Here is a 24,835-nt window from a genome sequence, read left to right as displayed (position 1 = left end):
TCCCTTGTTCCTCGGGCTACTTGACGGCGACGGGGTTGACGGGGGAGCCGACCGCGCCGGTGATGGGCAGGGGCGCGGCGGTGAGCGAGAACGCGTACACGCCGTCGGCGGCGCAGTCCTCGGCCAGGGCGTCCAGGTCCCACATCTCGCCGATGAGGAGGCCGATGTGCGGGATGGCCACCTGGTGCAGCGGCTGGAAGGCGTGCTCGAACTCGTTGGGCCGCACCTCGAAGCCCCAGGTGTCGGTGGCGATCGCGGAGATCTCGCTGCCGTGCAGCCAGCCTGCCGTGGTGAACGACAGGCCGGGCGCGGGACCGCCGGCGTAGTCGCCCCAGCCGTCGCGGCGGACCCGGGCCAGCTGCCCGGTGCGCACCAGCACGATGTCGCCGCGGCCGACGGTCACCCCCTGGGCGTCGGCGGTCGCCGTCAGGTGCTCCTCGGTGATCGCGAAGCCGTCGGGCAGCTCCCCGGCGTCGCCGACCGTGCGGCCGATGTCCAGGAGGACACCGCGCCCGGTCACGTGCGCGGCCATGTGCTCGATGCCGGTGACCAGGTCGCCGTCGGAGGTGACGACCTTCTCGGCGGGCCTGCCGTTCCAGGCCCTGCCGTGGTCGAAGATGTGCCCGAGGCCGTCCACTGCGTGGAGCACTGCAAGGGCATGGTGATCACGTCGTCGGCGCCGCCGATGCCGTGCGGGAAGCCCTGGTTGCCGAGGGCGGCGTCGCTGCCGGTGTCGAGCATGGTGTGCACCGGATTGGTGCGGCGCCGCCAGCCCTTCTGCGGGCCGTTCATGTCGAAGGACTGGGCGAGGGAGAAGCTGACGCCCCGCCGGACCAGCCCGGCGGCCTCCCGGCGCTTGGCCTCGTCGAGGAAGTTCAGCGTGCCGAGCACGTCGTCCTCGCCCCAGCGCCCCCAGTTCGAGTACGCCTTCGCGGCCCGCGCGATCGAGCCCTCCGGATCGGTGCGGTCCAGGCTCACCGCGCCGCCTCCGCCAGACAACGGGTGCGCTGCGCGCCGAGCCCGGTGATCGAGGCGTCCATCACGTCGCCGTCACGCAGCAGCCGGCCCCAGTGCATGCCGTTGCCGGCCGGGCTGCCGGTCAGCACCAGGTCGCCCGGCAGCAGCCGCACGGTCTGCGAGGCGTAGGACACCATGCGGGCGACACCGAAGATCATGTCCTTGGTGGACTCGTCCTGCATGGTCTCACCGTTGAGCTTCAGCGTCAGCCGCAGGTCACCGGGGTCCGCGACCGATCCCGCGGGCACGATCCAGGGGCCGAGCGGTGTGAAACCGGGCGCGTTCTTGCTGCGCAGCCAGTCCGTGCCGATCTGCGGCATGTCCCGGCGGAACACGGTGGCCCGGTCCGTCAGGTCGTTGGCGATCGTGTAACCGGCGACATGCTCCAGGGCCTCCTCGACCGAGACGCGGTGGGCGGGCCGGCCGATCACGGCCGCCAGCTCCAGCTCCCAGTCCGGCCGGTCCGCCCAGGAGGGCAGCACCACATCGTCGTAGGGGCCCGTGATCGCGCTCGGCAGACCGATGAAGACGTACGGCAGGTCCTCCGCGGCCCGCCGGTCCATGATGTCCGCGGCCTCGGCGCGGCGCTCCTCCTCCGGCCGGTCGTCGGCCGGGTCCCGGTGTGCGACATGGAGGTCGATGACGTGCTGCCGGTAGTTGGCGCCGGACTGGAACACCTGGCGCGGTTCGACCGGCGCGTGCACCCGGAAGTCCGACAGGGGCCTTCCCGCCCAGCCGCTGTCGGCGGCCAGCGCGGTCAGTCGCGACACCGCCGAGTCCCAGCCCTCCAGGAGGCGACGGGTCGTCAACCAGGCGTCATCCAGGGCGACCTGGAGATCGAGGACCCGGGCGTCCGCCGTGACGAGGGCGGGAAAGGCCGGCCCGTCCGGGGTGGAGAGGGTGGCGAGGGCGAAGGGTCCGGCGAAGAGTGCGGACGCGGCTTCAGGTTTCACGGACATGTCCTCCTGATTGCGGTGCGACTAATCTGGACCCGCCACCCGTGATCAGGGAAATAGATTGTGTGGATGACAGGCATCGCCCGGTGAATTACCCCCTGGTCAGCGCCACACCGCAGAGGGAAAGCCCGTGAATCTGGCCCGTCTCGACCTCAATCTCGTCGTCGCCCTGCGTGCTCTGCTGGAGGAACGCAACGTCACCCGCGCCGGGCAGCGCGTCGGGCTCAGCCAGCCCGCGATGAGTGCTGCGCTGTCCCGGCTGCGCCGTCACTTCGACGACGACCTGCTGGCCCGGGTCGGCGGCCACTACGAGCTGACCGCCCTCGGCCAGGTACTCCTGGACCGCACCTCCACCGCCTACGACGTGCTGGAACGCCTCTTCGCCAGCCAGGCCGACTTCGACCCGGCCCGGGAGAGCCGCGAGTTCAAGCTGATCGCGTCCGACTACGCCGTCTGCGTCTTCGGCGCCGAACTGGCCCGCGTGGTGCACGAGGAGGCCCCCGGCATCCGGCTGCGGTTCGCGCAGACCCCCACCACCGTCGTCGACGACACGGCCACCCTGCTGAGCGCCACCGACGGCCTGCTCATGCCGCACGGTGTCATCAGCGACTTCCCCGCCACCGACCTCTACGACGACCGCTGGGTCTTCGTCGTCGCCGACGACCACCCCGGTGTCGACGGCCGGCTCACCCGCCAGGACCTGGCCCGGCTGCCCTGGGTCACCTACCAGCGCACCTACGACGCCCCCGCCGTACGCCAGCTGGGCATGCTCGGCATCGAGCCACGCGTCGAGGTGTCCGTGGACAGCTTCCAGCTCCTGCCGCTCATGGTGGCCGGCACCCGCCGCATCGCCCTCGTCCAGGCCCGCCTCGCCCGGCTCCTCGCGCCGCTCTCCGCCGTACGCGTGGTGGAGCCGCCCTACGAGGCGGTGCCGCTGCGCGAGGCCCTGTGGTGGCACCCCGTCCACACCCATGACGCGGCCCACATCTGGCTGCGTGAGACGGCCGCACGCGTCGGCAGACGCCTCGGAGACGCGCCGGCACCCGGGGCGGGATGACGCACGGCGGCACCGCGACTGCCGCGGGCCTGGTTCGCCCCATGGCCTATCCACGCCGTGGATCGACGGCATCGGCAACTTGGATCGCGCGGGGGGTGGGCAGGCCGACGCCCGGAACGCATAGTCGTGGCACATCCCGCGCCCGTGCGCCGACATCAGCTCGGCCGGACCCCGCATCCGGACCGTCCGTCACGCGGCGCCCCCTTCCCGCCCCGCGCCCTGGAGTGCCGCCATGCCCGCACCCGCTGCCCCACCCGCCCGCGACCACGCCGGACTCCCGGCCGTACGGGGGAGACTGCCCGCCGTTCTGCTGATGACCGGCAGTTGTCTGCCCGTTCTCGGCGCGGTGCTCCTCGCTCCGGTGCTGCCCCGGATGCAGGACCACTTCGAGGGCGTCACCGGCAGTGCGGCCCTGGTGCCTCTCGTGCTGACCGTCCCGGCCCTGTCACTGGCCCTGCTCGCGCCGTTCGCGGGGGTCGTGGTCGACCGACTGGGCCGCAAGCGGCTGCTCGTGGCGGCCACCGTCCTGTACGCGCTGTTCGGCACGCTCCCGCTCTGGCTCGACTCGCTGCACGGCATCCTGCTCAGCCGCGTCCTGGTGGGCGTCGCCGAGGCGGTGATCATGACCGCCTGCACCACGCTCATCGGCGACTACTACTCCGGCCGGTCCGCGACCGCTACCTCGCCCTGCAGACCATGTGCGCGTCCGCGTCCGCCACCGTCTTCTTCGTGCTGGGTGGCGCCCTGGGGACGGCGGGCTGGCGGGCGCCCTTCTGGCTCTACGCGGTCGGCCTGCTCCTCGCCCCCGTGATGGCCCGCGCGCTCCCGGCCCCGACCCCGACCCGGCTCCCGGCGACCACGGAACCGGTGGCCGGGCCCCGGCCCTTCCCGGTGCGCCGCATGGCGGGGCTCTGCCTCCTCACGGTCTTCGGCGCCGTCGTCTTCTACACCGTGCCCGTCGAGATGTCCTACCTCCTCGACGACCTGGACGTGGGCTCCACCGGAGCGATCGGCGCGGTCACGGCCCTGGCCAGTGCCGCCACCGTCCTCGGCTCCGTCGTCTTCACCCGCCTCACCGGTGATCCGCGCCGCCGGCTGCCCGTTCTCCTCCTGCTGTGCGGCGCCGGCTTCCTCGTCATGGGGGTGGCGGACGACCTGCCCCTGCTGATCGCGGGCGCCGTGCTCAACTGCGTCGGTACGGGTCTGCTCCTGCCGTCGCTGCTGACGCTGGCGATGTCGCGGCTGGACTACGCCGACCGGGGGCGCGGCATCGGACTGTGGACGGCGGCGTTCTTCCTCGGCGAGTTCGTCTGCCCACTGGTGCTCCTCGGCGGCAAGGACGTGCTCGGCAGCCTCGCCTCCGCCGTCGGGCTGCTCGGCCTGGCCACCCTGGTGGTCTCGGCCGTGCTCCTGCCGCTCGTCCGCCGCACACGGATCCCGCTGCCCCGGCGGGCTCCGGAGCAGCCTTGACCGACCGCGGGGCGGGCGCCCGCCGTTCCCGCGGCGCGCGCCCGCCGTTCCCGCGAGGGGCGTCCGCCGTCCGCAGGCCCGGCCGTTCCCGCGAGGGGCGTCCGCCGTCCGCAGGCCCGGCCGTTCCCGCGGAGGCCCGTCACCCGCGCGAGTGGCCGTCCGTTCCATGGCACCTGGCACCTGGCACCTGGCACCTGGCCCCTGGTGCGTGACACCTGGCATCTGGCGCCGGCCCCTGGCACCCGGCGCACGCCGGCCACGGTTGGGCAGGCACCGGTCCACCGTCTAGCGCACCCGTGGCGCCGCGGTGCTGCCGCGCACCACCAGTCGGGGCGTCATCGTCGTCCGCATGGCCCTGTCGCGTCGGCTTTCGACGCGTTCGACGAGCATGCGGGCTGCGGAGGAGCCCATGGTGTGGCCGGCCTGGTCGACGCTGGTCAGCTGGACGGGGGCCAGGGCGGCGAGGGCGGTGTTGTTGTAGCCGACGAGCGAGAGGTCGTCCGGGATGCGCAGGCCGAGTTCGTGGGCGGCGCGGTAGATGCCCAGGGCGGCGACGTCGGCGCCGGTCATCACGGCGGTCGGCGGGCGGTCGGCGGTCAGCAGGGTCATGCCCGCCTCGAATCCGCCGTCGTCGGAGTACGCGGCGTGCTGCACGCGCGCCCGCTCCGCGAGACCGTGCCGCTCCATGGCCCGCAGGTAGCCGTCGCTCAGCACGATCTCGGGGGTGCGCTTCCACCGGTTGGTCCTGGTGCCCGGCGCCGAGACCAGGGCGATGTCACGGTGGCCGAGCGCGACCAGGTGGTCGACGACCAGGCCGGCGCCGATGTCGTCGGCGTCGACGACCGAGTCGTGGGTGTCGGCTGCGTCGTGGTGACCGATCACGACGGTCGGGATCGACGCGGCCGTGGTCAGCACTTCGTCCCGCGGGGTTCCCGGTGCGATGAGGATCAGCCCGTCCATCTGGCGGTCCTCCATGGCACGGATGGTCTTCGCCTGCTCCTCCGGCTCGAACCCGGCCGCGCCGATCAGCACGGTGTACTCCGTCTGGCGGAGTTCGTCCCGGATGCCGTCGAGGATGTCCGCGAAGAAGGCGTTGCGGACGTTGTCCAGCAGCACGCCGATCGTGTAGGTCCGCCCGCGCATGCCGCGTGCCGCCGCGTGCGGGCGGTAGCCGAGTTCGGCGATGGCGGCCCTGACCTTCTCCTGCATGGCCGGACTCACGCCGTAGGCGTTGCGCATCACCTTGGAGACCGCGGCGGTGGACACGCCGGCGTGCCGGGCGACATCGGTGATGGTCGTGCGTCTGTTCTTCGGCGTCCCGGCCCGGTCCATCGGCAGCGCTCCGGTTGTCATAGGCGTCGACGTAGGTGTCCGTAGGTATAACGGTCTACACGTTACTCCCTGGGGCCCGTCAAGTCTTCCGGCGGGTGACCGTGGTGTTACCGGGCCGTGTCTTGACGGGAGCGGGGGAGCGGTGCAGGGTGTTGCCCACTCGCCGTAGAGAACGTTTTACAAAACGCTCTCCAGGTAGCGTGCCGGGCCTCGTTCCTCGCCCTCTGCGCCGCTCCCCAACTCCTCGCTCTCCTCTCAAAGACCTCCGGGAGTCCTCCGTGTCCCCTCGCATGCCCCGTGCCCGCCGTGCGCGTCTGCCCCTGTTCACCGCCGGCGCCGCCTCGCTGGCGCTGCTCGCCACCGCCTGCGGCGGCAGTGGTGGTGGCTCCTCGGCCGCTCCGAAGGACTTCAGCTACCTGAGCGTCACCGAGAACACCACCGTCAAGACGGCGCTGGGCACCCTGTCCAAAGGCGCCTGCAAGGCCGCGAACGACGCCCTGCCGCTGAAGGTGGAGACCGTTCCCCAGGCGAGCCTGGACCAGAAGCTCCAGCTGCTGGCCGGCCAGAACGCGCTGCCGGTCCAGTTCGCGGCGGGCAACGCCCCCGCGCTGACCCAGCAGTTGGCGAAGTCGGGCAAGGTCGCCGATCTGGAGAAGGAGCTGAAGGACCTCGGCGTCTACCTCCAGCTCGAGCCGGCCGCGGTTTCCACGATCAAGGCCCTGTACGGCGGCAAGCTGGAGGTGCTGCCGTACGAGTACAACATCGAGGGGATCTTCTACAACAAGAAGCTGTTCCAGGACAACGGGCTGACGGTCCCCGGCACCTGGGCGGAACTGGAGTCGGCCGCGGCGAAGCTGGAGGCGAAGGGCATTCAGCCGTTCTCCGCCTCCGGTCAGCAGGGCTGGCCACTGACCCGGATGATCAGCGGCTACCTGTATCGCAGCCTGGGGCCGTACGCCTTGCAGGACGTCGCCGACGGCAAGGCGAAGCTGACCGACCCGGAGTACGTCAAGGCCGCGGAGGAGATCGCCGCCCTCGGCGAGAAGGGCTACTTCGGCAAGGGCGTCGGCTCGATCGACTACGACACCGCCATGAACCAGTTCCTCACCGGCAAGGCCGCCATGTTCTACATGGGCAGCTGGGCACTGGCGAACATCGCCGACGACAAGCAGAACAAGGTCGGCGCCGAGAACGTCGGCTTCATGCCCTTCCCGGCCGTCTCCGGCGGCAAGGGCGCCATCGACCAGTACCCCTCCAACGTCGGCCTCGGCATCACCCTCGGCGCCGGTTCCTTCGACGACAGGACCGGCGACTGGGTCTCCTGCATCGCCAAGAACTACGGCACCACCGCGCTGAAGGACCACGGCTCCATCTCCGGCTTCAAGGTCAACACCGAGGTGAAGGACGCCAACGCGGTCACCACCCAGGTCCGCGACACCATCAGCACCTCGAAGCAGAACGTGCTGTGGTTCGAGGCCCTGTTCAGCACCAAGGCCACCACCGTCAGCCAGACCAACGCGGCGAGCCTGGTCGCCGGAAGCATGAGCCCGCAGCAGTTCATGCGGACCGTCCAGGACGCGCTCGCCGCCCGGTGATCCGCCCGGGGCGGCCCACCGGCCTCCTCGCGCACCCCGCGTGAGCCGCCCCCGGCCCCGTCCGGCAGGTCTCTTCAACGGAATCGAAGTGGACACCACCCATGCACCGCGTACTCGGTGACCGCAGGGCGATCGCGATCCTGCTCGGTCCCGCCCTCCTCGTCTACTCCCTGATCATGCTGATCCCGATGGTGTGGTCACTCGGGTACTCCTTCACCGAGGGCAACTCCATCGACGGCTTCACCGGAAACGGCGTCGCCAACTTCACCCGCCTCCTCGACGACCCCGCCGTCCGCGACTCCCTCTGGTTCACCCTCAAGTACGCCGTCGTCGTCACCGTCGGCCAGGTCGTCGCCGGCTACCTGCTGGCCCTGCTGTACGTCTTCTTCCTCCGGCGCGCCTCCGCGCTGATCCGCACGCTGGTGTTCTTCCCCGTCGTCCTGCCGACCGTCGCCGTCGGCCTGCTGTTCCAGAAGCTCTTCCAGGTGGCCCCGCAGACCGGCCCGGTCAACGCCCTGCTCAACGCGGTCGGCATCGACTCGGTCGACTTCTTCGGCAGCGCCGGCAGCGCCTTCTGGGTCCTCGTGGGCATGGACATCTGGCGCTCCATGGGCTTCTACGCCGTCCTGCTCTTCGCCGGTCTCGTCGACATCCCCGACGAGGTCCTGGAGTCGGCACGCCTCGACGGCGCGACAGGACTCAGGCTGGTGCGCCACATCGTGCTGCCGCTGTCCCTGCCCGTGCTGATGTCGTCCCTGATCTTCAGCGTCAACGGCACGCTGAAGGTCTTCGACTCCATCGTCGCCCTCACCAACGGCGGCCCCGGCAACGGCACCACACCGCTGACCCTGTACATGTTCCAGACGTCGTTCACCTACAGCGAGTACGGCTACGGCAGCACCATCGCCCTGCTGCTGACCGTGGTGTGCCTGCTGGTGAGCCTGGTCGTCTACCGCGTCTCGCGGCGCGACCTCACGGAGGGCTGAGAACCATGGCCGTCGACACACCTGTGAAGACCTCCGCGAACCTTCGACGACGGCGGGGCCCGTCCGGAGCCGTCCCGCGCCGCCGCGGACGCCGGCTGTGGGTGAAGGCCGTCGTCGCGCTGCTGCTGGTCGTCGAGATCTACCCGCTGGTCTGGATGTTCCTGACGTCGCTGAAGTCCAACGACGCCTACCTGAACAACTCCACCTGGAGCCTTCCCACCACCTGGCAGTGGGCCAACTACACCGAGGCCTGGACCACCGGCAACATCGGCCTGTACGTCCAGAACAGCCTCCTCGCGGTCGTCCCGGCCCTCGCGCTGATGCTGCTCCTCGGCACCGCCGCCGGGTTCGCGCTGCAGATCATGGTGTGGAAGGGCCGCAGCCTCACCCTGCTGGTCTTCCTAGCCGGGATGATGGTGCCGCCGCAGATGATCCTGCTGCCGCTGTTCACCGTGTACTTCCGGACCGGCCTGTCCGGCACCCTGTGGCCGCTGATCCTCACCTACACCGGAACCGGCCTGCCGCTGACCGTCTTCATGATGGCCACCTACTACCGGAGCGTCCCCCGGGAACTGTTCGAGGCCGCCACCATCGACGGCGCCGGCATCCTGCGCGCGTTCTGGACCATCAGCGTGCCGCTGGTCCGCAACGCCCTGCTCACCGTCGGGCTGGTGCAGTTCTTCTTCATCTGGAACGACCTGCTCATCGCGCTGACCTTCACCAACAACCAGGACCTGCGCACCGTCCAGGTCGGACTGCTCAACTTCACCGGCGACTTCGGCGCCACCCAGTACGGCCCACTCTTCGCCGCCATCTGCATCAACATCTTCGGCACCCTCCTGATCTACCTCTTCCTCAACCAGAAGGTCATGAAGGGCCTCACCTCGGGAGCGGTCAAGGGCTGATCCCCGCCCACCACACGACCGGCCCGCACCGCCCGCACGTGCAGAAAGGTTCCCTTTGCTCCCCCCTCAGCCCTCCCCGGTGTCCTTCGAACACCTCACGGACGGCCTCGGCATCGGCGCCCCCGCCCCCCGCCTGACCTGGACCCTGCCATCGGGCGCCGGTCCCCAGGAGGCGTACGAACTGGAAGTCGCCCGCGCAGGCCGCGTCGAGCGCACCGGCCGCGTCGCGAGCCGCGACCAGGTGCTCGTGGCCTGGCCCGGACCGCCGCTGTCCTCGCGCGAACGCGCCACGGTACGGGTCCGCGTCTGGACACCGGCCGCCGGTGATCCGACGGCGTGGAGCGAGCCGCGCGCCGTCGAGGCCGCACTCCTGGAACCCGGCGACTGGCGGGCGGTACCGGTGGGCGCCGCCTGGGACGAGGACCCGTCGGCGGACCGCCGACCGGCCCGCGTCCGCAAGGACTTCCGCCTCGACCGGCCCGTCGAACGCGCCCGCCTCTATGTCACGGCGCACGGCCTGTACGAGGTGGAGATCAACGGTCGCCGCGTCGGCGACGAGACCCTCGCACCCGGCTGGACGGTCTACCCGCACCGCCTGCGCTACCGCACCCACGACGTCACCGCCCACCTCGGCCGCGGCGCCAACACCCTCGGCGCCTGGCTCGGCGACGGCTGGTACCGGGGCAAGTACGGCTTCGACGGCGGCACCCGCAACATCTACGGCACCGACCAGTCCCTCATCGCCCAGCTGGAAGTGACCCACGACGACGGCACGACCACGGTGGTCGCCACGGACGGGACCTGGAGCGCCGCCCCCGGACCGATCCTCACCAGCGGCCTGTACGAGGGGGAGACCTTCGACGCCCGCCTCGACGACCCGAACTGGGCCACTCCACAGGCTGGTTGGTCCGGTACCCCGGTCGCCGTGCGAAGCCGCGACCCCCGCACCCTCGTCGCCCCCCTCGGACCACCGGTGCGCCGCACCCAGGAGATCGCGCCGGTCTCCGTCACCCGCACCGACGACGCCGCCACCTGCTCGACTTCGGCCAGAACCTGGTCGCCGCCTCCACCTCACCGTCGACGGCCCGGCCGGCACCACCCTCACCCTCCGGCACGCCGAGGTCCTCCAGGACGGCGAACTGGCCACCGCACCACTGCGCGAGGCCTACGCCACCGACACCCTGATCCTCGCCGGCCGCGGCCCCCTCACCTGGGAACCGCGCTTCACCCTGCACGGCTTCCGCTACGCCGAAGTCACGGGCTGGCCGGGAGAGTTGACGGCCGATGCGGTGACCGCCCGGGTGTACCACACGGACATGCGCCGCACCGGCTGGTTCACGTGCAGCGACTCGCTGGTCGACCGCCTCCACGAGAACGTCGTATGGAGCATGCGCGGCAACTTCGTCGACCTCCCCACCGACTGTCCCCAGCGCGACGAACGCCTCGGCTGGACCGGTGACATCCAGGTCTTCGCCCCCACCGCCAGCTACCTCTACGACTGCGCCGGCCTGCTCGACTCCTGGCTCACCGACGTCGGCCTGGAGCAGCTGCCCGACGGCACCGTCCCCTGGTACGTCCCCGTCATCCCGGGCGAGCCGATGTGGACGCCGATCCACCCGGGAGCCGGGTGGGGAGACGTCGCCACCCTCACCCCGTGGACGCTGTTCCAGCGCTTCGGCGACCTGGGACTGCTCCGCCGCCACTACCCCATGGCGAAGGCATGGGTCGACCTCGTGGAGCGCCTCGCCGGCCCGACCCGGCTGTGGGACACCGGAGTCCAACTGGGGGACTGGCTCGACCCGGCCGCCCCGCCCGACGACCCCGCGGCCGGACGCACCGACCGCCATCTCGTCGCCACCGCCTACTTCGCCCACTCCGCCCGCCATCTCGCCCTGGCAGCAGCGGAGTTGGCGAACGGTGCGGATGCCGCTCGGTACACGGCGCTCGCCGACGAGGTGGCCGACGCCTTCCGGCGCCGCTACGTCCTGACCACCGGCCGGATGACCAGTGACAGTGCCACCGCCTACGCGCTCGCCCTCGCCTTCGGCCTGCTCACTCCGCGCCAGCGGCAGCCCGCCGGCGATCGACTGGCCCAACTCGTCGCCGAGGACGACGCCCGCATCGCGACCGGCTTCGTGGGAACGCCGCTGATCTGCGACGCCCTCACCGACACCGGCCATCTCGACGTCGCCTACCGGCTGCTCACACAGACCGCATGCCCGTCGTGGCTCTACCCGGTCACCCAGGGAGCGACGACCATCTGGGAGCGCTGGGACAGCCTCCGCCCCGACGGCACCCTCAACCCCGGCGGCATGACGTCCTTCAACCACTACGCCCTGGGCGCCGTCGCCGACTGGCTGCACCGCGTCGTCGGCGGCATCACCGCCACCGCACCCGGCTACCGGACCATCGCCTTCCGGCCGCGCCCCGGCGGAGGCATCACCTGGGCCCGCACCCGCCACGAGTCGCCGTACGGAACGGTGTCCTTGTTCTGGGAACTGACCGCCACCGGACTGACGGCCCGCGTCACCGTCCCGGAAGGCTGCACCGCCACCGCCGAACTCCCCGGCTGCGCACCGATCGCCCTGGGACCGGGCGAACACGTCCTGGACACGGCGGAACTCGCCACAGAGGCCGCCTGACCTGATCTTTCCGACCCCACCAGCCGGGGCCGGCCGAGAACCTGACTCTCGGCGGCCCCTTCTCCCTTTCCGCCGACGACCGTCGAACAGCCGCCACCTGCCGTCGAACAGCCGCCACCTGCCGCCGGAGAGCCGCTGTGAACGGACGCATCCACCTCACTGCCGCCACCGTCACCGCCCTGGCCGTGACCATGGACCCCGCCATGAGCGATCGGCCGAGCACCGCGGCCCGCACACCGCCGCTCAGAGCCGGGCCGCCGCGCTGCTCGCCGTATGACGGCCGTGAACAGGAGGCCCTGGTGCGGTACGACCTCTGCTGTCGCCCACCGGGGCATCCCGGCGCTGTCCTTGGCCCACGCGTCGGCGGCTGCCGGGCTGAGCGGGGAGTGACCGCCTTCCCGGTGCCGGTGGATCCGGCGGCGACGTTCGACGATGAACTGGCGTACCGGATCGGCCGTGCGATCGACGCGGAGGGCACGCTCGGGGCATGCGTGGCCGCCCAACCGACGGGCGCCGTCGAGGGTGTACCGGCACTGGTGGAGACCGTCCGGGAGCATCGCGTCGACACGCTGCGCATCCGGCCCGACGGGGCGGACCCGGCCCGCGAGACACGGGTCGGAGCCGACCCGCTCAGGTGGCGGTGCGCCGCACAGAGGCGCGGACCCCGGGGGAGAACCAACCCATGTGAGTACGCGGCGCAGGAGGCCTGCGAGCCTGAGCCGCCGCGGACGACGACATCCGTGTGGCCCCGGGCCGACCGGTACCCCCGCCCGGCGAGGAACGTGAACGGGCCCGGGACGCAGACCCGGGCGAACACGCTGCGCGACGAACTCGACCGCCACCTGGGAACCGCCCGTATCCGGCCGACCGGACCACGGCGGCCGGTACGCCAACGGGACGGAGATCGTCGGCGCGCTCCGTCCCGGAACACCGGGAACGCCGGGAACACCGGCAACGCCGGGTGAGTTTCGCGGGCACCGGCCGCGGACGATCCTGTCGGCCGCCGGAGTGAAGGGGCGGAGCATCGTGAGGTAGTGGGAGCGGGCGGGGGAGGGATAGGTCCTGGGTGCCGAGCAGGCGGGGCGCTCGGGGAACAGCGGCCGTTCCCGCCTCCGCCGGAGGAGGACGGGGACGGCGCCTCCGCACGCGCGAGGGCGGCCGACCGGCACCCGGCTTCAGCACGACGAGGAGTGGAGAACTCATGGCACACGGCGGGAACGTCATCCAGGAACTGACCGCGGACCACCGCGAGGTGGACGCCCTCTTCGCGCAGATCGAGGCCCTGCCGGCGGCCGACCCGCAGCGACGCGAACTGGCGGACCGGCTCACCATGGAACTGGTCCGCCACTCGGTGGCCGAGGAGGAGTACCTGTACCCGACGGTGCGCCGGTACGTCGACGACGGGGACGACCTTGCCGACGAGGAGATCGCCGAGCATGCCGAGGTCGAACGCATGCTCAAGGAACTCGAAGGCTGCCGGCCCGGCGACGGGCGCTTCGACGCGCTGATCACCGAGCTGAAGAGTTCCGTCACCGCACACGTCAGCGGCGAGGAGAACCGGCTCTTCCCGATGCTGGCGGAGGTCTGCTCCGGCACCGCCCTGGCGGACCTCGGCGAAAAGGTCCGCGCGGCCAAGAAGAAGGCCCCCACCCGTCCGCACCCGTCCGCACCGGACACCCCGCCCGCCGACAAGCTCCTCGCCCCCGGCACCGGCATGGTCGACCGCCTGCGCGACATGCTCTCCGGGCGCGGAGGACAGGGATGACCGGGACCGCCCCCTCCGCCGCGGACAGCGGCCACGACGAAGTGGACGTGCTGCCCCCATTCATGGGCGGTCCTCACCTCTGAGCGGCCCGCTCGCCGCGGACTGGTCCTCGGCGTGAACCACGGCGCGCGACCCGACAGGGAGTCGGGTGGCGCGCCGTCCGCGTACGCGGAGTCAGCTCGTACGGGACGCGCGGGTGCGGGACCGGTTGGCCTTGCGGATCGCGTCGAGCAGCTCGGACTTCGACATCCGCGAGCGCCCGTCGATGTCCAGTCGCCGCGCGAGATCGTAGAGGTGCTCCTTCGTGGCCTGCTCGTCTACGCCCTCTCCGCTGCGTCCGCCCTGCTGGCGGGGGCGGGCCGACCGCGGGTCCGAGGGCCCCTTGCTGCCGCCCTCCTTGCGCTCCCAGTGGTCGCCGACCTTCTCGTGCGTGTGCTTGAGCGCGCCGTAGGCGACCCGGTGCGCCCGCTCGCCCTCCCCGTACTGGTCGACGGCCGAGTCATGGGCCTTGATCCAGGTGCGCTGGGCCTCCTGCGAGGAGCGTTCTAGGGTCGACGGCAGTTCTTGTCGTCCGGGCACGTGACTCACCTCCTCGGGTACGGCGGCCCTGCCGGCCGGGTTCCCTTGACTCAGGCGCGGTAACGACGGCGCACGGCCGCGGGGCCGAGCGCGCCCGGCCGCCCCCCTGCGGGCGAGGAAGTCTCCCTGCCACTGGTTGTCCCGTTCCTGCGGCGACGACGATCCCGCATCCTGCCGTGCCCGCACCCGCGCCGGCGCCCGTGGCCGTGGCCGGCCGATCCGTTTGGGCGGGCGGGCCGGCACTCCGATTCGGCAGGCATGTCAAGAATCCTTTACTCGATGTCTGATCTGCTTTACATTCCTCGTGTGACACACGAAGAGAAACGTGCGTGGATCATCGGGATCCTCGCTGTCGGTACCTATGCGGCCTACCTCGCCGTCGTGCTGGGACGGGCCGCCGGCACGCCCGTGGCCGACGTGGCGTACGCGTCGCCGTTGCTGTGGGCGGTCGGCGTCTCGATCGGGGCGTCGATCGTGCTCAGCATCGTCGTCTCGATCGGCGCGCCCAAGGGGGCGAGGACGAGGGACCAACGAGACCGGGAGATTCACCGGTTCGGCGAGTACATCGGCCAGTCGTTCGTCGTCATCGGTGGGGTGGCGGCCCTGGTCCTGGCACTCGCCGAGGCGCACCCCTTCTGGATCGCCAACGTGATCTACGCGGGGTTCACTCTCTCGGCGATCCTCGGATGCGCGGCGAAGATCGCCGCCTACCGCTGGGGATTCCAGCCTTGGTGAGGGAGCCGACCAGGGTCACCAACTCGATCCGGGCCCTGCGGTTCGCGCAGGGGGAGATGACACAGGCGGAACTGGCCGACCGGATCGGCGTGACGCGGCAGACCGTCATCGCCATCGAGAAGGGCCGCTACTCGCCCTCCCTGGAGATGGCCTTCCAGATCGCCCGCGTGTTCGGCGTCTCGCTCGACAGGGTTTTCCAGTACGTGGACGAAGAAGAAGGAGACACCGCATGAAGGCGATCGTCCAGGACGTCTACGGCCCCGCCGAGGTGCTGGAGCTGAGGGACATCGACAAGCCGGTGGCCGGTGACGACGACGTGCTCGTCCGGGTGCGCGCGGCCGGGGTGGACCCGAGCGTCTGGCACCTCATGACGGGCCTGCCCTACCCGATACGCATCATGGGCTTCGGCCTGCGCAGGCCCAAACTCCGGGTGCGCGGCTGGGACGTGGCCGGCACGGTCGAGTCGGTCGGGCGGAACGTGACCCGGTTCCGGCCCGGCGACGAGGTCTTCGGCACCTGCGAGGGCTCCTTCGCGGAATACGCGTGCGCTCGGGAGGACAGACTGGCGGCGAAGCCGCCGAACGCCGGCTTCGAGCAGGTCGCGGCCGTGCCGATCTCCGCCTTCACCGCCCTGTACTCGCTGCGGGAGCAGGGCCGTGTCCAGCCGGGGCAGAAGGTCCTGGTCATCGGGGCCGGCGGAGGCGTGGGGACGTACGCCGTCCAGCTGGCCAAGGTGTTCGAGGCACAGGTCACCGGCGTCTGCGGCACCGACAAGGTCGAACTGGTCCGCTCGCTCGGGGCGGACCACGTCATCGACTACACCCGCGACGACTTCACCGCCGACGGCCGCCGCTACGACCTCGTCCTCGACACCGCCGGGAACCGGCCGCTGTCCCACCTCCGACGCGCCCTCACCCCGCGGGGAACCCTCGTCATCGTCGGCGGCGAAGGAGGAGGACGCTGGCTCGGCGGTCTGCACCGCGCCCTCGGAGCAATGGCCCTGTCCCCGTTCGTACGCCAGAACCTGCGGGCGCCCTTCGTGAAGGAGCCCACGCGGGACGTCCTCGAACCGTTGGCCCACTACATCGCGGCCGGCCAGGTCACTCCGGTGGTCGACCGGACGTACCCCCTCGCCGAGGCGGCCGACGCCATCCGGCACTGGGGGAAGGGCCACACGCGCGGCAAGCTCGTGCTCACCGTCTGAGCCCCGCTGGGGGACCACGCCGACGGGGCGGTGGACGCGAGCGGGAATGATTCCGGCGGTAGCCTGGTTGTAGAAGCCGGTCGCAGTTTTACTTGTGTGTTTGTGCCAGTCGCATGCTCGCAGAGAACGATGTTGCGGGCGCGAAGCTTGTTCTCCAGGTTGTGCTGGAGCAGCCGCGTCGTTAACCGGCCGGGTACTCACGCGGTGTGAGCAACCCAACCCAGCCCCTGTAAGGAGCAGCAATGACTCAGGGAACCGTCAAGTGGTTCAACGCCGAGAAGGGCTTCGGCTTCATCGCCCAGGCCGACGGCGGGCCGGACGTCTTCGTGCACTACTCGGAGATCGACAGCTCGGGCTTCCGTAGCCTGGAGGAGAACCAGCAGGTGGAGTTCGACATCGTGCAGGGCCCGAAGGGTCCGCAGGCTTCGCGCGTCCGCCCCCTGTAAGCACACGAGCAAGCACACGCGCAGACCTGGCGGCCTGCCGTCGCTGACGTGACAGAAGAGGGCCGGTGCCTTTCGGGTGCCGGCCCTCTTCTGTGTCCTCGTCCCCGCCGGCGCCCAAAAGAAGCGGCCCGGTGGGACAGTGGACTGCATGTGCGGTCGTTACGCTTCCACCCGCGGTCCCGAGGACCTCGTCCAGCACTTCCGCGTCGACGACCTACGCGTCGAGGAGACGCTCGCGCCGAGCTGGAACGTCGCCCCGACCGACGACGTATGGGCCGTCCTCGAACGCACACCACGCGGCGAGGGCGACGCCGCGCCGGCGAGGCGGGAGCTGCGGCCGCTGCGCTGGGGCCTGGTGCCGTCCTGGGCCAAGGACGTGAAGACCGGCGCACGGATGATCAATGCGAGGGTGGAGACGCTGCACGACAAGCCCGCCTTCCGCCGTGCGTTCACCCGGCGCCGCTGCCTGCTGCCCGCGGACGGCTTCTACGAATGGCAGCAGGTCAAGGCCGAGGACACGGGCAGGACCCGCAAGCAGCCGTACTTCATCCACCCCGAGGACGGTCGGCTCATGGCTCTGGCGGGCCTGTACGAGTACTGGCGCGATCCGGCGGTGAAGCGGGACGACGATCCCGCCGCCTGGCTGATGACCTGCACCATCATCACCACCGACGCCACGGACGCGGCCGGCCGCGTGCACCCGCGCATGCCGCTCGCACTCACCGACGACCACTACGACGAGTGGCTCGACCCTGGCCACCAGGACCCCGACGCACTGCGCTCCCTGCTCGACCGGCCGGCGGACGGCCACCTCGACGTCCGGCCCGTCTCCCCGGCCGTCAACAACGTCCGCAACAACGGGCCGCACCTCCTCGAAGCCCTCACGCCGTAGCCACCGGCGCGCCTCCTGCCCCAGTCCGGAACGCATCGGCGCCGCGTCGCGCAGGAAACGCATCGGCGCCGTGTCGCGCCCGCCCCCAACCGTGGCGGCACTCCCGCCGCTCTGTGACGCACGCCACATGCCGTTCCTGTCAGTAATCGGGGCGCTGTTCCGCTCAAGTCACGGGAGCAAGCGAACCGACAGGAGCATCACATGAAGCACCGCATCGTCGTCCTCGGCGCCGGCTATGCCGGGGCCTACGTGGCAGGGTCCCTGGCCCGCCGACTGTCCCCGGCGGACACCGGGATCACCGTGGTCAACGCCGAGCCGGACTTCGTCCAGCGGCTGCGGCTGCACCAGCTCGCGGCCGGCCAGCAGATCGAGGCCCCACAGCTCGCCGACGTCTTCGCGGGCACGGGGATCGAGCTGCGGATGGCCCGTGTCACCGCCGTCGACCCCGAGCGCCGGGTCGTCGCCGTGGCCGACGCCGACGGCGGCGGCGAGCTGCGCTACGACACCCTGCTCTACGCGCTCGGCAGTCACGTCGCCGACCACGGCGTCCCCGGCGTCGCGGAGCACGCCTTCGACGTCACCGGCCGGCCCTCGGCGCTGCGGCTGCGCGAGCGCCTGGACAGCCTGGGCAGGCGGGACGGGGGCGGGCGGGTGCTGGTCGTCGGCGACGGGTTGACCGGCATCGAGACCGCCACCGAGATCGCCGAGTCCCGGCCCGGCCTGTCGGTGACGCTGGTCGCCCGCGCAGAGCTGGGCGCCCAGCTCTCCGCCGGAGCCCGCGGCCACCTGCGCCAGGCCTGTGACCGGCTGGGCATCACCGTCCTGGAGCACACCAGCGTCGAAGCCGTCGAAGCGGCCCGGGTACTGTGCGCCGACGGCACCGCCGTGGCGTCCGAGGCAACCGTGTGGACGGCCGGGTTCACGGTCGACCCCATCGCCGCCACCGGCGGGCTGAAGGTCACCGAGAGCGGTCGGATCGTCGTCGATCGCACCATGCGGTCGGTCTCGCACCCGAACGTCTATGCCGTCGGCGACAGTGCCTACGCCATCGGCGACAACGGCCGGCCGCTGCCGATGTCCTGCGCTTCGGCCGGCTACACGGGCCGGCAGGCCACGGCCGCGATCGTGGGAAGCCTGACCGGCCGCGCGATCCCGCACACCAAGCTGGAGTACCTCGCCAACCACATCAGCCTCGGGCGGCGGGACGGGATCCTGCAGCTGGTCGACGACGAAGCGCGGGCCAAGCCGAAGTACGTGGGCGGCCGAAAGGCCGCGCGGATCAAGGCGGGCATCCTCAGGATGTCGCTGTGGGCCACCTCGCACCCGACCTTCGGCCTGCCCAAGCGCAGGCGCAGCCTGGCCGCCGCGCCGGATGCGTCCGCCCAGCTCCGCGTCGCCGCCTAGCGTGGTCCGCGTGGACAGCACCGCCACCGATCGCTTCGACACCAGTCGGTTCGAGGCCAGCCGGAACCGACTGGCCTCGCTGGCCTACCGGCTGCTGGGTTCCGCCGCCGACGCCGAAGACGCCGTACAGGACGCGTTCCTGCACTGGCAGGCCGCCGACCGGGAACGGATCAAGGTGCCGGAAGCATGGCTGACCAAGGTCGTCACCAACCTGTGCCTCGACCGGCTCCGCTCGGCGCGGGCCCGCCGCGAACGCACCGTCGGCGCCTGGCTGCCCGAACCCCTCCTCGACGGTGACCCGATGCTCGGCCCGGCCGACGATTTCGAGCAGCGCGAATCGGTCTCCCTGGCCGTGCTGACACTCATGGAGCGCCTCTCACCCCTCGAACGGGCCGTCTACCTCCTGCGCGAAGCGTTCTCCTACAGCCACGCCGAGATCGCCGAGATCCTCGACATCACCGAGGCCGCGAGCCAGCAGCACTTCCACCGGGCCCGCCGCCGCATCACCGCCGCGCGCCGCGGCGGCGGGGAGGCCGACCCGGCGTCCGCCCGCAGGATCGTCGAGGAATTCCTGGCCGCCGCCTCCTCGGGCCGCACCGAACGGCTGGTGGCGCTGCTCACCGACGACGCCACCGCGATCTCCGACGGCGCCGGCCTTACCGCGAGGCTGCTGCGGTACGACACTCCGCAGCGCGTCGCCGCCGTAGCACGGGCCGGCTTCAGACCCACACCCGCGAAACGGAGGCTTGCCGGTGGCACACCGGCCGTCCACTACGCGCTCGTCAACGGCGCCCCCGCCATCCTCTTCGTGCTCGGCGACCGGGTCGTCGGCGCGGTGACGTTCGACATCGCCCACGGCCGGATCGCCACCGTACGCGGCATCGCCGCCCCCACCCGCCTCGCCCGCATCACCGAATACTGGCGGCAACACGAACCGGACGCGCCCCTCGTCGCCCAGTGGTGAGGCGGCGTCACGCGGTGCGCGCGGCGCCAGCCATCGGGGGGTGAGCCGGCTCGTGAGCCGGCGCACCTCGGTGGGTGCGTCAAAAGAAGGGGCGGCCCCAGCATGATGCTGGGGCCGCCCTGGCGGTTGCGTAAGGGATCGACGTCGTGAGTGATCAGGTCTGCCCCGCCCGGCGGACCGTCAGAAGGCTCCGACCACCTTGCGCGCCTTGATCCTCACGGTGACGCGGTCGGCGTCGTTGACCGAGGCCGGGTTGAAGTCCGCGTACCGCTTGCCGGTGTACTTGACCGACAGCTCGTCGATCAGTTCACGGGCGCCCTCGGTGCTCATCTCCGCGGTGCCGCGGACCTCAGCGTACGTGTACGGCGAGTCGGCCGGCTGCACGACGAAGGTGACCCGGGGGTCGCGCACCAGGTTCTTGTACTTCTGGCGGTCCACGGTCGTGGAGAACAGCACGTCGTCGCCGTCCCGCTTCACCCACACCGGGGACACCTGAGGGCTCCCGTCGGGCTGGAGGGTCGCAACGGTGATGAAGACGGGGGAGTCGAGCAGCGCCTTGAGGCTGTCGGACAGTTCGGCGGGCATGGTGGCCTCTCTGCTGATGTCGAGTTGGCTCCTGCACGGCAGGGGCCGTACGCGTACCCGATAGATACTGCGCCAACGCATTCTTCTGCAGGGGGATTTGCCCACCACGCGTCGCTTCGGGCCGCTGTCTCAGCGGGTCGGCGCGGGGCCTGCAGCAGCGTTCGGCGGGGCCCGGCCGCGGCCGGCACGCAGGGCGACGACCATGCGAGTCGCCGGGGATTGCGCAGGGAACCTACAACTGCTCGCTCGGAGTTCCGGTCGGCTTGCGGCTTGCGGCTTGCGGCTTGCGGCGTTCGGCTTGCGGCGTTCGGCCGTCGGCGCGGCGCGCCGGGACAGGACGATGACATGTCAACTACGTCTACACTTTCGTCATGGACGAGACGGTGCGGTGGCTGACGCCGGAGGAGCAGCGTGCGTGGCGCGCCTTCGTGCGGTTGCAGGAGAGACTCGGGGGCCGGCTCGCTCGCATGTTGCAGACCGAGTCCGGTCTGTCGGTCGCCGATTTCGCGGTCCTGGTCCAGCTGACGGATGTGCCCGAGGGGCGGCAGCGGTTCCTCGATCTCGCCCGTGCGTTGGAGTGGGAGAAGAGCCGGATGTCCCACCACATCGCCCGGATGGTGAAGCGCGGGCTGGTGGTGCGGGACGAGTGCGTGGAGGACGGGCGCGGCGCGTTCGTGGTGATCACGGACGCGGGGCGCGAGGCGATCGAGGGGGCCGCGCCGCTGCATGTGGAGGCGGTCCGGGATTTGTTCCTCGACCACGTCACGCCGGCGGAGCTGCGCACACTCGCCCAGGTCTCCGAACGAGTGGTCGCCAAGCTGGACGAGGACGCCTCCTGATCCGGGTGCCGGGTGCCGGGTGCCGGGTGCCGGGTGCCGGGTGCCGGGCTGCCGGGCTGCCGGGCTGCCGGGGTGCCCGGGTGCCCGGGTGCCGGGTTGCGGTGGTGCGAGAGGCCGGCGCCCGACACTCGTGACATGATTGTTGATGTAACAACTAGAAGGCGTAGGAGGTGGTCCCGGTGAGCAATGTGGAAACCGAACCCGCGGAGCTGAGGTGCGGAGCACAGGTCGATGGCGGGCAGTCCGGCGAGGCGGCGTCCGGGGTCGATGTGCTGGCCGCGCGGGACGTGCCACTCGGCGGGCCGAGGGCGATGCACGTGCGACGGACGCTGCCCCAGCGGGCCCGGACCCTGATCGGAGCGTGGTGCTTCGCCGATCACTACGGCCCCGTCGAGGTGACCGCGGGGCACGGCATGGATGTCCCACCGCATCCGCACACGGGCCTCCAGACCGTGAGTTGGCTGTTCGGCGGGGAGATCGAGCACCGCGACAGCCTGGGTACCCATGCGTTCATCCGGCCCGGCGAGATGAACCTCATGACCGGCGGACACGGCATCGCCCACTCGGAGGTCTCCACCCCGGCCACCACCGTTCTCCACGGCGTCCAACTGTGGGTGGCGCTGCCCGACGAACACCGGAGCGCCGAGCGCGACTTCCAGCACCACGTCCCCGAGCCCGTACGGGTCGACGGGGCCGAGATCAGGGTCTTTCTGGGCGCGCTCGCCGGAACCGTCTCACCGGTGCGGACCTTCACGCCCCTCCTCGGCGCCGAGATCGTCCTCGAACCGGGTGCGTCGGTCGATCTCACCGTGGACACCGCCTTCGAGCACGGCCTCCTCGTCGACAGCGGTGACGTCCGTCTGGCCGGCACCGTGCTGCGCCCGACCGAGCTGGGCTACGTGGCGCCCGGCACCGGTGCCCTGACGCTGGTGAACGAGTCGGAAGGCCCGGCGCGGACCGTTCTGCTGGGCGGCCCTCCGTTCGAGGAGGAGATCATCATGTGGTGGAACTTCATCGGCCGCAGCCACGAGGACATCGTCCGCGCCCGAGCGGACTGGGAATCCTCCTCCGACCGCTTCGGACACGTCGAGGCGTATCCGGGCAACCGCCTTCCCGCACCGGCCCTGCCGAACGCCGTCCTCACGCCGCGCCGGAACCCTCCGCGCGCCTGACCCTCCGCGAGAGGCGGGCGTTGATTCGCGGCGCGGCCCGGTCGGTGGCTACAGTCGGATGGATCATGGACTCCGTGCCGCGGAACGCGCCGCGCGGAGCGTCGGGGGACGGGGGACGCATGGCGTGGGACGAGTGGGAGCAACTGAAGGCCGAGGCGGTGGAGAGGCATCCGACGCGGATGCGGCTCAACCAGTATCCCGCCGATGCCGGCGGAGGCGGAGGCCAAGGGGGTGAGGGCGACGCGCTCCACGTCAACCACTCCTCGCTGAACGGGAATGCGAACGACCTGATCGAGCTGGCAGGGCTGCTGCACGAGGGCCGGCCCGACGGCGATCTGTGCACGATGGCGCGCGCCCCGCGCTCACACCCGGACGTCGCGGCGAAGGCCGACCGGTTCGCCGCTTCGCGGACGACCAGTACCAGGACGTGACGTCGCTGCTCGCCGCACTGTCCACGCGACTGCGAGCGGCCAACGGCACGTTCGTCGACTACGACGGTGAAGTGGCCGGCGGGATGATGAACGCCATCCTCGAACTGGGGCAGTACATAGCCCCGGAAGACAGGTGAGCCCTCATGGCCCACACCTACCGACAGGACGTCAGGTTCCTCGAGGACTGCAACCCCGCTCTCGTGGAGCGCAACGCCCTGGAGTTCAAGAGGCTGCGTGACCTTCTGATCGATGTCGAGCCCGGCGCGCAGCGGGCCGCCACCCACACGCGGTGGGTGAGCCAGAACCGCAAGCCGTACGACAACCGCCTCCGAGAGGCACGTGACCTGATCACGCACCTGGCCGACGGCTACGACAAGGCGCAGAGCGCGCTCCTGCACTACGCGTCGGCGCTCGGGACCGCCAAGTCCCACTACTCGGACGGCAAGGCGGCGGAGCAGACGTTGGCCGGCCTCGTCTCCCGGGTCGCGGACGCCGTGACGCGAGAGGCACAGGAAGCCGGGCCGATGCGTCAGTGGGAGGACCTGCGCGGCACGACCGGGTTCCTGGACTGGGCCGCCGAGCTGACGGTGGACATCGACGACATCAAGGACGAGGCGAACCGCGCCCACGGCCAGGCCAGTGCGGCGTACCAGCGCGCCAAGACGGTGGAATCCGAGGCCCGGGACACCTGCACGGCGGCGCTGGACAAGGCGTACGAGGCCCTGCCCGACTTCCGCGGCGGCGACTTCGTCGACGCTGCGGGTCTGATCGACGCGATTCCCGCGCTCCGGGCCGAAGCCGCCGAGGCCGGCGGGGACTCGCTCACCCACCTCCCCGGCAGCGGGGCCAAGGCGGAGTTCACCAGACCGGTGGGGAAGGACGACGTGTCGCCGTCCCTCCTGGACATCAGGATGCGCCTCACCGGGCTGCCCGAGGCCACCGATGCCTACTGGGCCGTGCCGAGGGACGCAGAGGAACGCCGCGAGTGGATCGCCGCGAACAAGGACATCGTCACCGCCGCCGCCCGACGATCCGGCCTGCCGCCCGACATGGTCGCCGGCATCGCCTGGCAGGAGGTGGGCGGACAGTGGGGCTGGATGGACGACGGTGTCGACACCGTCCGCGGACTCGCCAGGGACGGCTGGCTGTCCGACACCCCGGAGAACCTGCCCTCGCGGCTCGGCGGCACCCCGGACGAGACGTCCTTCGGGCCCATCGCCATCCAGGTGAGGAGGGCGGCGGAGGTCCTCGGATACGATCCGGCGAACCTCACCGAGGGGCAACGGGACACCATCGAGGCATCCCTCCAGGACCCCGGACAGAACATCTTCATCGCCTCCGAGTACCTGGCCATGCTCAAGGAGGAGAGCAGCTTCGCCGACGTACCCGCGGACGAGATGACGCGCGAGCAGCGCCAGGAACTGGCCGCCCGCTACAACGGCGGACCCTATTGGCAGGATGACAAGGCCCAGGCCTACGGCCGCGGCTTCGACCGGAATCTGGACGACGCGAGGAGTGCCCTGAAGTGACCGGTCTGCTGCGAGGGCCATGGGGCGTGACCCTCATCCTCGCGAACCTGCTCAACGCCTACGTCGCTTACGGCGCACTGGTGACCCAGCCGCTGGGGGACTGGGACGAACAGACGCTGACAGCCATCGAGTTCGCGTCGGCCCTGCTGATCGTGCTCGGCGTCGTCACCTCCCTGCTCGCCCTGCTCCCCGTGCGGCGCGGCACCCTCAGCCGCTGGTGGCTGGCCCCGTCACTGATCCTCCTGACGGTGGGCGCGGCACGCTGGACGTACATCGTCCAGACCTACCCACAGGGGCCCGGCGGATGAGCGGCACGCCTCGACCGGCGCG

General features: G+C 71.1%; 25 protein-coding genes and 2 pseudogenes. 22 read left to right on the top strand and 5 right to left on the bottom strand.

The features are described from left to right. Positions 1–16: 16 nt before the first annotated feature. Together BM536_RS00440 and BM536_RS00435 are read right to left on the bottom strand one after the other, a co-directional pair. A pseudogene (locus BM536_RS00440) lies at positions 17–978 on the bottom strand (cyclase family protein). Continuing rightward, positions 975–1,976, bottom strand: coding sequence for a fumarylacetoacetate hydrolase family protein (locus tag BM536_RS00435; protein ID WP_073493918.1), 1,002 nt, complete (start codon positions 1,974–1,976; stop codon positions 975–977). Before BM536_RS00435 ends, BM536_RS00440 begins: the two are co-directional and overlap by 4 nt. Positions 1,977–2,103: 127 nt before the next feature. Here BM536_RS00435 and BM536_RS00430 point away from each other — a divergent pair, with 127 nt between their 5' ends. The 3 genes from BM536_RS00430 (at position 2,104) to BM536_RS44620 (ending at position 4,500) form a co-directional block, all read left to right on the top strand. Beyond that, positions 2,104–3,030 (top strand): LysR family transcriptional regulator, encoded by a 927-nt coding sequence (locus tag BM536_RS00430; RefSeq protein WP_094102342.1) that lies wholly within the window; start codon positions 2,104–2,106, stop codon positions 3,028–3,030. A 232-nt stretch (positions 3,031–3,262) separates the two neighbouring features. Next, entirely contained in the window at positions 3,263–3,841 is a 579-nt protein-coding gene (locus BM536_RS44625; RefSeq protein ID WP_425444584.1) for an MFS transporter, read from the top strand. Continuing rightward, positions 3,760–4,500 (top strand): MFS transporter, encoded by a 741-nt coding sequence (locus tag BM536_RS44620; protein WP_425444583.1) that lies wholly within the window; start codon positions 3,760–3,762, stop codon positions 4,498–4,500. Before BM536_RS44625 ends, BM536_RS44620 begins: the two co-directional genes overlap by 82 nt. Before the next feature lie 285 nt (positions 4,501–4,785). On the opposite strand, the gene BM536_RS00420 is transcribed toward BM536_RS44620, so the two are convergent. Next, entirely contained in the window at positions 4,786–5,853 is a 1,068-nt protein-coding gene (locus BM536_RS00420; RefSeq protein ID WP_245873189.1) for a LacI family DNA-binding transcriptional regulator, read from the bottom strand. A 257-nt stretch (positions 5,854–6,110) separates the two neighbouring features. On the opposite strand from BM536_RS00420, the gene BM536_RS00415 reads away from it, so the two are divergent. The 6 genes and pseudogenes from BM536_RS00415 to BM536_RS00390 all read left to right on the top strand — a co-directional run bounded on the left by BM536_RS00415 (position 6,111) and on the right by BM536_RS00390 (position 13,725). Further along, positions 6,111–7,427, top strand: coding sequence for an ABC transporter substrate-binding protein (locus tag BM536_RS00415; RefSeq protein WP_245873188.1), 1,317 nt, complete (start codon positions 6,111–6,113; stop codon positions 7,425–7,427). 101 nt (positions 7,428–7,528) lie between these two features. Beyond that, a complete protein-coding gene (locus BM536_RS00410; RefSeq protein WP_073491498.1) occupies positions 7,529–8,413 on the top strand; it encodes a carbohydrate ABC transporter permease in 885 nt (294 codons plus the stop codon). Between the two features lie 5 nt (positions 8,414–8,418). After that, positions 8,419–9,318 carry a carbohydrate ABC transporter permease gene (locus BM536_RS00405; protein WP_073491497.1) on the top strand — a complete coding sequence of 300 codons (900 nt, stop codon included), beginning with the start codon at positions 8,419–8,421 and terminating at the stop codon, positions 9,316–9,318. 79 nt (positions 9,319–9,397) lie between these two features. Next, positions 9,398–10,246, top strand: a pseudogene (locus BM536_RS44175) (alpha-L-rhamnosidase N-terminal domain-containing protein); the annotation flags it as partial. After that, positions 10,218–11,960, top strand: coding sequence for a family 78 glycoside hydrolase catalytic domain (locus BM536_RS42085; protein ID WP_281258525.1), 1,743 nt, complete (start codon positions 10,218–10,220; stop codon positions 11,958–11,960). The pseudogene BM536_RS44175 and the gene BM536_RS42085, both read left to right, overlap by 29 nt. Positions 11,961–13,161: 1,201 nt before the next feature. Beyond that, positions 13,162–13,725 carry a hemerythrin domain-containing protein gene (locus BM536_RS00390; RefSeq protein WP_073491495.1) on the top strand — a complete coding sequence of 188 codons (564 nt, stop codon included), beginning with the start codon at positions 13,162–13,164 and terminating at the stop codon, positions 13,723–13,725. A 174-nt stretch (positions 13,726–13,899) separates the two neighbouring features. Here BM536_RS00390 and BM536_RS00385 read toward each other — a convergent pair whose 3' ends face one another. After that, complete coding sequence (locus BM536_RS00385) at positions 13,900–14,304, bottom strand: ChaB family protein (protein WP_073491494.1); 405 nt, start codon at positions 14,302–14,304, stop codon at positions 13,900–13,902. 306 nt (positions 14,305–14,610) lie between these two features. On the opposite strand from BM536_RS00385, the gene BM536_RS00380 reads away from it, so the two are divergent. From BM536_RS00380 to BM536_RS00350, 7 genes are all read left to right on the top strand, one after another. Further along, positions 14,611–15,039 carry a hypothetical protein gene (locus tag BM536_RS00380; protein ID WP_211362791.1) on the top strand — a complete coding sequence of 143 codons (429 nt, stop codon included), beginning with the start codon at positions 14,611–14,613 and terminating at the stop codon, positions 15,037–15,039. Further along, positions 15,036–15,272: a helix-turn-helix transcriptional regulator gene (locus tag BM536_RS00375; protein ID WP_073491492.1), complete on the top strand. Its 237-nt coding sequence runs from the start codon at positions 15,036–15,038 to the stop codon at positions 15,270–15,272. The genes BM536_RS00380 and BM536_RS00375 overlap by 4 nt, the downstream gene beginning before the upstream one ends. Further along, positions 15,269–16,243 (top strand): NAD(P)-dependent alcohol dehydrogenase, encoded by a 975-nt coding sequence (locus tag BM536_RS00370; protein WP_073491491.1) that lies wholly within the window; start codon positions 15,269–15,271, stop codon positions 16,241–16,243. The genes BM536_RS00375 and BM536_RS00370 overlap by 4 nt, the downstream gene beginning before the upstream one ends. Before the next feature lie 242 nt (positions 16,244–16,485). After that, positions 16,486–16,689 carry a cold-shock protein gene (locus BM536_RS00365; RefSeq protein WP_073491490.1) on the top strand — a complete coding sequence of 68 codons (204 nt, stop codon included), beginning with the start codon at positions 16,486–16,488 and terminating at the stop codon, positions 16,687–16,689. Positions 16,690–16,837: 148 nt separating this feature from the next. Further along, positions 16,838–17,581: an SOS response-associated peptidase gene (locus tag BM536_RS00360; protein WP_073491489.1), complete on the top strand. Its 744-nt coding sequence runs from the start codon at positions 16,838–16,840 to the stop codon at positions 17,579–17,581. 201 nt (positions 17,582–17,782) lie between these two features. Beyond that, the gene (locus BM536_RS00355; RefSeq protein ID WP_094102340.1) at positions 17,783–18,985 is read left to right on the top strand and encodes an NAD(P)/FAD-dependent oxidoreductase; all 1,203 of its coding nucleotides are present in this window, start codon (positions 17,783–17,785) and stop codon (positions 18,983–18,985) included. 10 nt (positions 18,986–18,995) lie between these two features. After that, positions 18,996–19,949, top strand: a complete 954-nt coding sequence (locus BM536_RS00350) for a sigma-70 family RNA polymerase sigma factor (RefSeq protein WP_211362789.1) — start codon at positions 18,996–18,998, stop codon at positions 19,947–19,949. Positions 19,950–20,129: 180 nt separating this feature from the next. Here the strand turns inward: BM536_RS00350 and BM536_RS00345 are convergent, their stop codons facing one another. After that, positions 20,130–20,534: a PPOX class F420-dependent oxidoreductase gene (locus BM536_RS00345; protein WP_073491487.1), complete on the bottom strand. Its 405-nt coding sequence runs from the start codon at positions 20,532–20,534 to the stop codon at positions 20,130–20,132. A 371-nt stretch (positions 20,535–20,905) separates the two neighbouring features. On the opposite strand from BM536_RS00345, the gene BM536_RS00340 reads away from it, so the two are divergent. The 6 genes from BM536_RS00340 (at position 20,906) to BM536_RS41560 (ending at position 24,813) form a co-directional block, all read left to right on the top strand. Continuing rightward, the gene (locus tag BM536_RS00340; RefSeq protein ID WP_073491486.1) at positions 20,906–21,373 is read left to right on the top strand and encodes a MarR family winged helix-turn-helix transcriptional regulator; all 468 of its coding nucleotides are present in this window, start codon (positions 20,906–20,908) and stop codon (positions 21,371–21,373) included. Between the two features lie 179 nt (positions 21,374–21,552). Beyond that, positions 21,553–22,545, top strand: coding sequence for a pirin family protein (locus BM536_RS00335; RefSeq protein WP_073491485.1), 993 nt, complete (start codon positions 21,553–21,555; stop codon positions 22,543–22,545). Positions 22,546–22,664: 119 nt separating this feature from the next. Then, on the top strand, positions 22,665–22,976 hold the full coding sequence (locus BM536_RS42075; RefSeq protein ID WP_245873194.1) for a hypothetical protein: 312 nt from the start codon (positions 22,665–22,667) through the stop codon (positions 22,974–22,976). Then, positions 22,973–23,113, top strand: coding sequence for a hypothetical protein (locus BM536_RS42070; protein WP_245873187.1), 141 nt, complete (start codon positions 22,973–22,975; stop codon positions 23,111–23,113). Before BM536_RS42075 ends, BM536_RS42070 begins: the two co-directional genes overlap by 4 nt. Positions 23,114–23,119: 6 nt before the next feature. Beyond that, positions 23,120–24,505, top strand: a complete 1,386-nt coding sequence (locus BM536_RS00325; protein WP_073491484.1) for a hypothetical protein — start codon at positions 23,120–23,122, stop codon at positions 24,503–24,505. Beyond that, positions 24,502–24,813: a hypothetical protein gene (locus BM536_RS41560; RefSeq protein WP_079274886.1), complete on the top strand. Its 312-nt coding sequence runs from the start codon at positions 24,502–24,504 to the stop codon at positions 24,811–24,813. The genes BM536_RS00325 and BM536_RS41560 overlap by 4 nt, the downstream gene beginning before the upstream one ends. Positions 24,814–24,835 lie beyond the last annotated feature (22 nt).

Source organism: Streptomyces phaeoluteigriseus (assembly GCF_001896135.2).
GTDB lineage: Bacteria > Actinomycetota > Actinomycetes > Streptomycetales > Streptomycetaceae > Streptomyces > Streptomyces phaeoluteigriseus.
Note: the sequence above shows the minus strand (reverse complement) of the source record. Positions and strands in the feature narration are given on the sequence as shown.